Origin of the sequence: Microbulbifer echini (genome assembly GCF_041447225.1) — a bacterium.
Lineage (GTDB): Bacteria > Pseudomonadota > Gammaproteobacteria > Pseudomonadales > Cellvibrionaceae > Microbulbifer > Microbulbifer echini.
This window is the reverse complement of the sequence record NZ_JBGMEL010000012.1, coordinates 142595-154898: the sequence shown is the minus strand read 5'-3', so window position 1 is coordinate 154898 and position 12304 is coordinate 142595. Positions and strand designations below refer to the sequence as shown.

The following is a 12304-nucleotide window of genomic DNA, read 5'->3' as shown; positions in this document are numbered from 1 at the left end:
GGATGCCGGCCTAAATAGCGACAACTATCGAGCAAAGTTACATTTTGGTCGTTCAGACCTGATATGAAAGTTACCTGTTTTAAAATGGTGACTTGTCAGTTCGGCTTTGAACTAACTCAAATTAGATTTTTCTTTTTCCACTGAATAGCGCGACACAGCCTTTTATTTCTATTTGATACTCTTCAAACCTATTCGCAAGATAGGTTTGAAGATCTCCCTGGCAATCTTCAACATTTGAAAAAATACCCTTTTGGTTATAGATGTGCATTAATTTCTTCGCCACAGTATTTCTAGGCACACCCGCTGATAAAATAGTTGAGCCAAATACAACACCTGATTCAGCAAGCAGTGTACTAACGTGATCTAAGGCAGACAGCTTATCAGATAATTTTCCAGGAAGACAATGCAACAAGTAATTTAGAGAAATTGACTCAAATTTTCCAGCGGCTATGTCTATTTCATCTAGCACGTTACAGCGAAATTGAAGCGGATTATACCGAGCAACCCTAGCGGCAGTAACATCCAAGCTATTTTGGTTCAAATCCATCAAACCCAGCCTTACATCACCGGGAGGGAATTGGCACTTGTCGAGAAAATACCCTGTTCCAACACCAACATCCAAATGGTTTGACGTAATATGCCGATTGAAGTGCTTGAGAATATCTGCAGTAGGACACCGCCAGATGTATCGATTGGATAATCCTAGAACCCAAAGATCATATAACCAGAGCACGGGCTTGGAGTAAACAGCCTGCCCCTGCTCCACCTCTTTTGTTACCGCCATGTATTTCTCCTACAAGTCTGACTGGAAAGTAAATATCGATCAAATTTATAATACCATGGTACCACTTCTTTGATGGAAACGAGAAATCGCGCTCCAGACGGTGAGGAATAGTTATTCTTGTGAAAAGGCTGTATGGCAATAAAATTATTTTTACGTATAAAATACAATTCTTACGTCTAAATAATTGAGTACAGAAGCACACTTTAATCTCTATTGCATTTTGAATTTGCACATCAAAAACTTATCAAGAAAAAATCAAGAATTTTTGTAGAACCCAGCACAATTCTTGAAGAGATAAATCAGCGCAAACCCTAACTTTTTAGTCGCAGGTGTATCAGGCAACAAATACTTACTCGTAAAGTAGTTTTAACTTTATCTGACAGTAACCGGTTTTCTACAGAGGATTCTATCGGGATATAGCATGAACCAATAGAAATTTCGATCGCTTAAAATCTACTATTTTCCATTACTCAGATACTTTTCTCGCACCTGATTAATCATGCCACCAGCCTCTAGCACTTCGAGTTCATCTATTGACAAATCACTCCGCAGAGTAATGCTCTCGCCAGATGACTTAATCAAAAGCTTTACAGAATTGTTTGATTTAAGTTGTGTTATTGGCTTATCAATCTCAAGGATTGAATCCTGCTCAAGTCGATCGTAATCATCAAAGCTCTCAAAAAGTAGTGGCAGCACACCAAAGTTAATGAGATTACGGCGGTGGATACGAGCCATGCTTTTTGCAATTATGCACCTTACGCCAAGAAATCGTGATGATACCGCTGCATGTTCACGGCTGGAGCCTTGCCCATAATTTTCACCACCAACAACAAAACAGTCACCATTCAGTTTTATCGCCCGCTGGTAAAATGTTTCATCGATACGTGAAAATGTATAGCGACTAATGGCGGGGATGTTTGAGCGCAAAGGTAAAATTTCAGCTCCGGCAGGCAGTATTTCATCTGTCGAAACATTGTCACCCGCTTTCAGTAATAGCGGGCCCGTTAAGGTCTTTGGAAGCTTTTCAAAGTTTGGCAACGGCTTGATATTTGGACCTTTAATCAGCTCAACTGCTACAGGGATTTCTTGGGGTGGCTGAAGTAAAGGTCTTATATCTGGCAGATACTCCGGCTCACTAAAGCTGGGATAGTCCATGTCCAGATCACGAGGATCGGTAATCACGCCCTTCAGTGCACTAGCAGTGGCGGTTTCAGGGCTGCATAAATAGACTTGGTCATCTGCTGTGCCGGATCGACCAGGGAAGTTACGTGGCACAGTACGTAGGCTGATACGGCCAGTGGCGGGGGCTTGCCCCATGCCAATACAGCCGCCGCAGCCTGTCTGGTGCAAGCGCGCACCAACTTCAAGTAGTTTTGTGAGATCGCCACTCCGGCTAAGCTCTTCGAGTAATTGGCGCGAGGTTGGGTTGATATCAAAAGAGACATCGTCGGCTAAACGACGACCTGCGACAATACGCGCCGGTATAGCGAAGTCCCTCAGCCCCGGGTTAGCAGAAGAGCCAATATAGCTCTGGTAAATAGGACGGCCCGCCACCTCACGTACGGTTACCACTTTGTCTGGACTGGATGGGCAGGCGATTAGCGGCTCAAGATCAGATAAATTGATAGTATCCTCTTCGTCATAGCTCGCACCCTCATCGGCTTTCATTTCTACATAATCGCTTTCTCTATGCTGCTGTTTGAGGAAGGCTTTGACAGCTTCATCGGCAGGAAACACACTGGCAGTGGTACCCATCTCCTGCCCCATATTAGCGATCACATGGCGGTCCATCGCGGTCAAATTGGCGAGGCCTGGGCCGTAGTACTCAACAATCTTATTCACACAGCCCTTGACCGTTTGCCGGCGTAACATTTCCAGGATAATGTCCTTGGCACTAACCCATGGCGGTAATGTACCTTCAAGCTTTACGCCGAGTACTTTCGGCATTTTCAGCGCGAAGGGGACCCCAGCGATGGCCATGGCCACCTGTAGGCCACCAGCACCAATGGCCAGCATGCCCATAGAACCCGCTGCACAGGTATGGCTATCGGCGCCAAGTAACGTCTTTCCGGGAATATCAAAGCAAGCCATATGCACCGGGTGGCTTACGCCATTACCAGGACGTGAAAACCAAAGTCCAAACTTGCGACAGGCGCTTTGCAGGAACAGGTGATCATCGGCGTTTTTGTAGTCCGTTTGTAGAAGGTTATGGTCTACATACTGTGCGGAAAGCTCAGTCTTGATTTGTGATAAACCAAGCGCCTCTAGCTCTAACATGACCAGAGTACCGGTACCATCCTGTGCCAGCGTTTGATCTATCGTTATCTCTATTGGGCTGCCGGGCTCTAATGAGCCATTCACGAGATGGCTCTGGATCAGTTTCTGCGCGAGATTCATAGCCATAATGGATACCCTTAAGTGAAACGCCTTAAGTTGGGAAACGCCTCCTGCGACGCTTCCAGACCATGATCATTGTAGTTCGACCTTTGATAGATATTATGTTGGCTTATCTATTCTGACCTATTCATAAGGCTAAATAGGCGTCTGAGCGATATCCTTCAGCCTTCTGTCATCGCGAAGAGGCACTAACTTAATCAGCACCTTGGATATCAATATTTTCTCTCTTTATTATTATGGACTGAACCTATCCACCAACATGGCGCTGTGTGGATAGGATTGTCGACTGTTCATATCTCTGGGATAAAAAGGAATTATATCCGTTTCCTATTTCGGCCATAAGATGAGAATGAATTTTACCTCGGCGAGCTTGATGTGTTGGGCTTGTAGTCTGCTTAGAAAAAAGTAGGGAAAGTCTATTATATTTTCACAATAGACTCATAGCCACCCCCTGTTCCATACTATGTGCAGATCAACTATCTTCTGCACTGAGTAATTTCCCCATAGAGTTGATGTTTATACAGCCACTTCATTAATAAAATACTACTGTTAAATATATACTATTGATCTAAACAAACTTTTCGACACATATTTAGCATGCAGACAAATACAGTATTAGCTATTGATCCTAGTGCTATCTTTCTGGAATCGTACTCAATCAATGGTGTCGAGGAGAGAAAACAGTGGCGATAAGAATTCTATCTATTGATGGAGGGGGTATCCGGGGTATATTACCTGGAGAGATATTGGTCTCACTAGAACATAAGCTCAAAGTGAAATCAGGAAACCCTGACGCCAGAATAGGGGAATATTTTGACTTGATAGCCGGAACAAGCACCGGCGCAGTATTGGGCGCCGCATATGTATGCCCCAATAAGAAAGGAAAGCCAAAATTTACAGCTCAGGAGGCAGTCAATATCTACCTGAAAGAAGGTGATAAGGTTTTTGAAAGTGGAACCTGGCCTTATTTCGATAAATTGAAACTTTTAAGGGGAGAAAAATACTCTACCCATGAGCTCGAAAGAGTATTAAAGAAGTATTTTGGTAAAACAACGCTAAGCAAATTGTTAAAACCCACCTGTTTTGTTTCCTATGACATCAACAAGCGTGAACAAATCATATTCAGGCAGCACTGTGCCATAGTAAGGAAGGAAGACTTTCTGGTAAGAGACCTTCTGAGAGGTAGTACCGCTGCACCAACCTACTTTGAACCCGCACGCATTTATTCACTACCGCCACTAAATAAAAAATATGCCCTGGTCGATGGCGGCATGGTAGCCAGTGATCCAGCTTTATGCGCCTATTCAGAAGCCATTAAGTTTACTGGCATCTCCGGAATTAAGGATATGATCATTGTTTCCCTTGGGACTGGCAAACAATTAAAAAGCTACAAATACAAAGAAGTAAAAGATTGGGGCATTTTTAACTGGACCAGACCTACCATTGATATTGCACTGAACGGAGGGGCCCAGATGACCCACTACTACCTAAAACAAATTACATCTACGGTAGAAAACACTGAGTATTATAGGCTTCAGCCCAACCTATATAATGCTGATCCCGCAATGGATAATGCCTCAGCAGAAAACCTAAGGAAATTAAAAAAATCGGGACAACAGAATGCAAAGGATTTTGATCATGAATTAGATGAAATTGCGTTCACATTGGTAAACACTCACGGCAGCCATGAGTATCAGCAATACAATAGGTAATCATCAAAAACTCTGATTCAGACGTTATTACTTGAAACCAAGCTACATAAAATTCAGCGAACAAAAATTATGTGCTTGTGGCGCCGCTCCCAGAACAGCCGGTAAATTCGAGCCGATAACTCTCATCCATCCCTAGCATGATACTAACTGCTAGATGCCTCTCTTAATATGACCTCCTTTAATAAGATTCCTAGAGCTTCTCGATCAGCCCTCATATTCCCACCAAGCACTTTGATAACTTTATCAAAATTGGCATTATCATCGAAGCTCCGATAACATATCCCTTCAGAATTAATTAGACCAGAGTCAAGCAGTATGACTGTCGAGTCGATCAACTTCCCCCTCAATTCAAGTCTAGATAGATCGGCAAGGCCATGCCTCATGATAATCGAACCAGTATTATAAGACATGGACCGACAAGACTCCTCTACCGTGAGTCACATAGTAAGCAGTAACAAAAAACTTAAGTATTTAAAACAAAAGGACTAATATTTGAGCCCCAGATCTCTTTTCTTTTGGATGTGTAGTCTATCCGTAGTAATTATTCTTGGCTTTGCTCCCAGCTATTTTATAGCTTATAAAAGCTTATCTTCGCTGCATCATATACATGGACTAGCTTCCTTTCTTTGGATCACGCTCATGTGTGGTCAGCCATACTTAATGCTCAAAGGCAACAGATCTCTTCACAAATATCTAGGCTGGCTATCTCTACCTGTAGCAATACTCTTCATAGGCACCTCGTCATGGCTATTATTTAGTACGATTGAGTCAACTCTGGCTAAGAGCGATATATTCCGACTTGTATACTGGGTTGATTTATTCTTGTTACCACTCTTCGTATTTTTTCTATTCTCTGGCTTTCTGCACCGCAAATCCCCCAAAAAACATATGCTCTGTATGATGTTAAGCTTAGTCACCATACTTCCCCCAGGTCTAGGTAGATTAATCTACGGCGTATTCCTATTTCCCTTCGATGCGCCAATTAGATATTTTTACGAACCAATGATGATGATTACCATAGGAATATTGGTGTATTTGGGGGTTCGAGAGCAGTGGGGATTCAATCAACTCAAAGTGGCACTGGGAGTAACGGCAGGGTCGTTTGTCACTTCCTATTGGGTAGTAAATATGAGGATTTTTGATTCTGGAGTTAGATGGTTTGTGGGAATGTGACTGGTATCCATGAAAAATTCTTCACCAGGTAAAATACAATGAGGGTCTCTATTTTTTATCCTGGGAACCTTTTTGAGAAAGTGATTTCCACACTTGTTGCTATTCCCCGTCAATGTGAGCAATATTTCGGCAGCCTCCCTAAATCTGAGCAATTCTTTCTCGCATATATCGGCGTGAATATCCCTGATTCATTCTGCTCCGACATTCACTATTTACCGTACTGACTCGCTTTACTGCAAAATTAAATTCTCACGGTCGAGAGCCGGGGCCCCTAATCAGCGCGGGAGGATTGAGCGAAAAATGGCTGGCCAGGTTATCCATAGCAACCGCCCAATTCACATCTGTGCTCGACTTAAGAAACCAACGATCCCGTACTCACTTTTGGTAATCGAAGGAGTAACAGTGCACTACGTAATATGGACTACCAATTATCCACTTTACCTTCGAGTGAGAGTACCCATACGCCCACCACATAACAGGCGCGCAAGGCTTCCGCGAGTTCCGGTCTCTCCATTGGAGTATTAATCGCCATCGCTCTTGCCTTTACTAGAAAATAGAATTTGTTCGCTATTTCTGGGAATCGAACCCTTCCGCAAGCCTCCACAATAACCAGGATTTACTTCACACCATTAGCTATCAATCGTTGCTTGAATATGAAAAACTAACAACATAAAGTGTTCACACTAGTATTAGCAGGTTCTATCGCTGCTTTAAGCATTAGGTTTTATAACATGAATGGATTATCAAATGGAAAAAATTGCCGTATTTATTGATGTGCAAAATGTCTATTACACATGTAGGCAAATCTACAAAAGAAACTTTGATTACAATAAATTTTGGCGGCAAGCTACAGGTGGAAGAGAAGTAATAAAAGCAATGGCTTATGCCATCGACCGCGGTGATAGAAAACAGCATGAATTTCAGAATATCTTGAGATCTATTGGCTTTGAAGTAAAGTTAAAACCCTTTACGCAAAGATCTGATGGCTCTGCCAAAGGTGACTGGGATGTGGGGATCACTATAGATGCAATGGAATATTCAAACTTAGTAGATACCGTAGTTTTAGTTTCAGGAGATGGTGACTTTGATATTCTTGCTCAGAAACTCAGATTAGACAGAGGTAAGAGAGTTGAAGTATATGGCGTACCAGATTTAACAGCTGCCACATTGATGAATGCGGCGAGTGAATTCACTCCAATTGAAGGCAGGCTACTACTCGACTAATTACGAATAAAGCATAGGTTTCTATATTGGGAGAATACCCACAAGCTCTAGGCAACATAATGGTTAGTTATCTAAAATTAGGTCAGGTAGTAGGTAGTTTTTATAGCAACCCTGCCATATAAATGCCTAACCACTATAAATAAAGGCCTGAAGACTGTAGGTATTTCTCCGCAAACCTTAGCTACGCAAGTGACTAAAGCCATATATCATCGAAAAAACACAGTAATCCTATGTTCTCATAGGCGCTCGCATTTTTCATTGATTTTCGATATAGGCCAACTTCCAGAATTAACATGGTTGAACAGCATATTTTTGAAGTCTAATCGATAAGTACATACCTGATATTCAACGATCCCACTGGAATAATAGAGACTGCGCTTTCAGGTCAAAAACCATTCACCCCCTGCAAACATCAACTTATCGCATACAGATTGCAGGAACTCCATCATCAACATATCTTTTTTAGAAGTATAACAACAAAGACACTTAAGCATTCTCAAAAAATTAGCTCCCTCCTCACCAATAAACCAAGCGCAACATCGAGCCGAGTCTCAGGATGAGAAACCGTCAAATTAGAAATTTCATTGCCAATAGCATTTCTTCCATAGCCTTACTTCTTAGCTGTAATACTTATTCTAATGATAGCCCCATAGTATTAGTGGAACCTGCATATCCCTGGAATCAAGCGGTCAGTACAAAACTTTATTGCTCCGTATCATCTCCGCCTCTTCACCAGATTTCAAGCCATACCGAAGCCGAACTCACACAAGTAAAACCAGTAGGATCTATTATTAAAGCGGGAGAATTGGTAGCTGAACAAGATGGCTTTTACCTCTCTCAGGAAATAGAAATTATTCGAACGGATTTAGAAATTACACAGAGTCAGCTGACCTATGCAGAAGAAGAGCTGAGCAGACTAACAAAGCTGCGTGCTGCCGACATGGTATCCCCGTCACACCTAAACCATCTTAAACTGAATGTAGATACCCACCGATTAAACAGGCAAAGGCTCGAGCAACAGCTTAAAACTGCTGAATACCGCCATGAGCGACTACAACACTTCGCAAAAACGGATAGCCAAGTATTAAATATTGACGCAAATCCTGGAGAGAGACTTAACCCAGGGCAAAGGGTTATGCAGCTGCTCCCCCTTACAGAGAATCAAATTGAATGCAGCTTGCCTGAAGAACATTTAGATAGTGAAAACTTGCTTAGCAATAGCACTTTTAAATTAAAAAATCGAGATATCCACCTTAGAAATATCAGCTATACCGTCATTCCAGAAACACAAAATCTTAACCTCTATTTTGAAGCGAGTAGGGAAAAATTTAAGCCTTTGCTAGTTGGGCAACGATTCGAAATCACTATGCTGACTCCATTCTCGAGCAACAATAAACAGGAACTTATCACCAAAGTACCAAGTGATGCGGTAAGACTTGAGGACGGTCAATATAAAGTTTGGACTTTAGATAGCGATCAAAGGGCTGTTCGTGTAGATGTGCAAATAATAGACACCCTGGGAGATCACTTTATCGTGAGTTCAACTATTGAACCTGGAGATCTTTTAGTGGTACTGGGCCATGAGGGATTACAACCCAATGAGACTGTTACTCCGACAGAGAGGGAGAGCACATGAAAACCCTGGAGAAATACAGCTCAATAATTATAAGCTGTACTTTCAGTCTAATCATTGCCGGAATTATCGCCGGCCTAAATTTACCAAACGCCTTACTCCCCACTATCAAACGCCCACAAATTGCACTCGCAACTTCCTGGCCAGGGAAAACAGCAGAAGAAATTGAACAAATACTTATTGCGCCACTGGAGCAGGAGCTTTCAGGCCTTAGCTATCTTAAAGAGGTACAAACTAATATCAACAGTGGTTTAGCTTGGACCACAGTTGACTTCCATTCAGAAGCAGATATGGAACAGATGTATATTGAGGTTCTCTCCAGAATTAATCAAGTACCAAACTGGCCAACACAAGTCCGAACACCTCAAGTTTTCAATTTTTCCAATGGCGCAGGTGCTACATTGGCCTCATTTTTTCTCTATTCCAAGAAATCCGCAAGTGAATTAGAGTTAATTGATGCCTTTATCAATCATATAAAACCAGCTTTTAGTAAAGTCCCCGGTGTTTCATCCATTGAAGAGGCTGGTACACCAATTGCCCGGCGCGTTGATATTGAATTCGACCCAGAAAAGATGGCTCAGAACTCTTTAAGTATTGCCGAAGTAACCGCACAGCTGAGTAACCTGGTGGATCGTTCAGGTGGAAACCTAAAAATAGGCTCGAAAGATTATGCTTTACACTTTAAGGGTCAGATTCCCTTGGGAGAACTTTCACAAATACCCATCACTTCACGGGGAAATCAGATTATTCGGCTCTCCGATATTGCCTCTGTAAAAGCTCGTACCGCTTCAGATTGGGCGTATTTTGCACTTGAAGGAAATCGATCCTTTTATTTTTATTTGCTGCCTACTGAAAATGTCAATGTTCTTGAAACCATTACACAGCTTAAATCAACGATGGGTGAACTGAACAGCGGAGAATTGAGACGCTTAGGAATGGAGCTGGCTATCAGTCGCGATGACTCAAAGGGAATTCGAAGTTCCCTCAATTTAGTATATGGTAGCCTTCTACTCGGCTCTCTACTAGCCTGCCTAGTACTTTTTTGGTTTTTGCGTAATTTTAGAACTTTAACTCTAATATTTCTCAGCATTCCCGTGTGTATATCCCTCGTGGTTTTAGGCATGTATCTAGGGGGTAGAAGTATGAATGTTGTATCACTTGCCGGGATTGCGCTTTCCATTGGATTAATGGTCGATGCTGCGATTATTGTGATGGAAAATATTCAAAGATTACGATTTAAGGGTTTTAGTATTCAAGACAGCATTATAAATGGAACTCGAGAAGTTACTGGGTCTTTGGCATCATCTACAATATCAAGTGTCATTGTTTTTGTACCAATCATTACAATGCAATCTGCAACAGGACAACTTTTTCGAGATCTCGCCTTTACAATTTCAAGCGCCTTACTCGCCTCACTGCTATTCGCCTTAATTATACTTCCCTCACTAGCAAGGTATTTACTGGGAAAATCCACTACTCTTAAAAAAAATTCAAACAGTGCAACAATCGATACCGTGCTTAGAAAATGGGTTGACCTTTCAATGAGGGCAGCAAGCGACCCTAAACGATCTATCGCCGTCATCATTTTAGGGTTACCTATCGCACTTATTGCCACCTACCTTTCCACACCGTCCATAGATGTTCTACCTGACCCCAAACAGAATATGGTTTCTGTTTATATAAATTTTGAAAACCCATTATCCACAGAAATCATTAAAACAGAAATTGGAGAAAGGGTGGTTAATAGAATAACTACCAACATGAAGGAAATTGAAGACCACGTCTCTACTTACGGCATTATCTGCAATCCAAACAACTGCAATCTCTACTTATATACCCATGGAGATTGGAGTTTTAAAACGCTACAGGAATGGCTGAACAAAAAGGTGCTCTATGGATTAATAGGTACACAAGTTCACTTCAGCCACAATGGCTTGTTGCGATTTGCCATGCCCAACAACCGTATCAGCCAACTGGATATTAAGGGGGCTGAACTTTCCAGGCTGCAAGAGGCCGGAGTTGAGCTTATGAACTATTTACATTCAGAATTTCCAGAAGCACAAATACGGGAGGGTAGTGCGCTTCAAAATCGAGCCGTGAGGATAGAGTTTCAGCCTCGTCTAGACCAACTAACTCACCTAGGTATTACAATCTCAGAATTAAATCGTCACTTGATGGCTTTGACCGATGGAATCTATATTGGACACTTCTATACAGGAACTAATACCCTACCTTTTTACCTCAAAGCAAAAGAGCCCCAAAACCTGCAGACACTTCTAGATACTGAAATTTTTATTGAGAGCCACGGCATGATCCCCGTGCGTGAGCTAACCGAGGCTCAAATAACCCAAGCACCTGGCAGCATTTTACGAGTTGGGCAGGAAGTAAGTGCCTCATTAAATCTTACGCCCCCAGAAGGGGTAGCAATGAAGTCATTTACTGAAGATGTAGATCAATCAGTAAAATCCTTTTTGGCAACGAGCCCTTATAATGACTTACACACCCAGTTTAGGGGGAGCGCTAATGAGCTCAACCTATTCTTAGGTGAATTCTTGAGGATATTTTTGGCAGCATTGGTAGTCCTTAGCCTACTTATGTACTTCGCACTAAGGTCAGCAAAGCTGGCTGCCGCTGTGCTTTGTGCAATCCCACTAGCCTTTACAGGGGGTATGCTCAGTTTACAGATATTAAATGTTTTCACCCCTCAAAGCCTTGATGTGATAACCATGATTGGGTTCGTAATTTTAATGGGGCTCGTAGTGAACAATTCAATATTACTCGTAAATCAATTCCAGCTAACTTTACAAAATGGTGCCGGCCAATTTGAGGCAATCCAAACGGCAGCCAGATTACGAATACGCCCAATAATGCTAACAACGATTACCTGTATTTTTGGCAACCTACCTCTCGTTCTTAATCCTGGAAGTAGCGCAGCTATCTATAGAGGGCTGGCTACGGTAATTACTGGAGGAATGCTATTTAGCGCCTTGTTTGTTTTGGCTTTTATGTCAGCTCTGCTCTCACTAAAAATCTTCAAGCCGGAAACCCCCAACATCAGTCACAGAAGTGACCAGAGGTTTCCGGAGTCCCATTACGCTTAGTTTGCCACTGCTGGTATTGCGTGATCTGGCTCTTAATTATTTTATGCCCTTCTAGATAGAAGCCTTGGGGGCTCAACGTTATTTAAACAGCAAGTTAGCTGTGATTATTGATAATGAGTAAAAAATTACGCTAATATCAAGCCTTTCTAGAGGTGAACGCTTGAAGATTATTTTGAGCATTGTGGGTAAAGTAAGGAGTCTGCGGTAAATAAAACTGAGGGTAAAGAATCATTTGTCCTCAATTTATTCTTGAAACATCCTTGGTTCCAAGAATGCTATC

At 42.1% G+C, this 12304-nt stretch carries 6 protein-coding genes; 4 read left to right on the top strand and 2 right to left on the bottom strand.

Annotated features, from left to right (window positions below; all coding sequences use genetic code 11):
- Positions 1-121: 121 nt before the first annotated feature.
- A complete protein-coding gene (locus tag ACCI51_RS13355) occupies positions 122-784 on the bottom strand; it encodes a class I SAM-dependent methyltransferase (RefSeq protein ID WP_371844000.1) in 663 nt (220 codons plus the stop codon).
- Positions 785-1240: 456 nt separating this feature from the next.
- Positions 1241-3187, bottom strand: coding sequence for an aconitate hydratase (locus ACCI51_RS13350; protein WP_371843999.1), 1947 nt, complete (start codon positions 3185-3187; stop codon positions 1241-1243).
- Between the two features lie 677 nt (positions 3188-3864).
- On the opposite strand from ACCI51_RS13350, the gene ACCI51_RS13345 reads away from it, so the two are divergent.
- The 4 genes from ACCI51_RS13345 (at position 3865) to ACCI51_RS13330 (ending at position 12024) form a co-directional block, all read left to right on the top strand.
- Positions 3865-4893, top strand: coding sequence for a patatin-like phospholipase family protein (locus ACCI51_RS13345; RefSeq protein WP_371843998.1), 1029 nt, complete (start codon positions 3865-3867; stop codon positions 4891-4893).
- A gap of 1920 nt (positions 4894-6813) precedes the next feature.
- A complete protein-coding gene (locus tag ACCI51_RS13340; RefSeq protein ID WP_371843997.1) occupies positions 6814-7290 on the top strand; it encodes a LabA-like NYN domain-containing protein in 477 nt (158 codons plus the stop codon).
- 556 nt (positions 7291-7846) lie between these two features.
- Positions 7847-8926 carry an efflux RND transporter periplasmic adaptor subunit gene (locus tag ACCI51_RS13335; RefSeq protein ID WP_371843996.1) on the top strand — a complete coding sequence of 360 codons (1080 nt, stop codon included), beginning with the start codon at positions 7847-7849 and terminating at the stop codon, positions 8924-8926.
- Positions 8923-12024: an efflux RND transporter permease subunit gene (locus ACCI51_RS13330; protein ID WP_371843995.1), complete on the top strand. Its 3102-nt coding sequence runs from the start codon at positions 8923-8925 to the stop codon at positions 12022-12024. Before ACCI51_RS13335 ends, ACCI51_RS13330 begins: the two co-directional genes overlap by 4 nt.
- Positions 12025-12304 lie beyond the last annotated feature (280 nt).

What these genes read in the sequence shown, in the direction of transcription:
- ACCI51_RS13355 (WP_371844000.1), bottom strand. Translation starts at nt 784, where the DNA reads ATGGCGGTAACAAAAGAGGTGGAGCAGGGGCAGGCTGTTTACTCCAAG.
- ACCI51_RS13330 (WP_371843995.1), top strand. Translation starts at nt 8,923, where the DNA reads ATGAAAACCCTGGAGAAATACAGCTCAATAATTATAAGCTGTACTTTC.
- ACCI51_RS13350 (WP_371843999.1), bottom strand. Translation starts at nt 3,187, where the DNA reads ATGGCTATGAATCTCGCGCAGAAACTGATCCAGAGCCATCTCGTGAAT.
- ACCI51_RS13335 (WP_371843996.1), top strand. Translation starts at nt 7,847, where the DNA reads ATGAGAAACCGTCAAATTAGAAATTTCATTGCCAATAGCATTTCTTCC.
- ACCI51_RS13340 (WP_371843997.1), top strand. Translation starts at nt 6,814, where the DNA reads ATGGAAAAAATTGCCGTATTTATTGATGTGCAAAATGTCTATTACACA.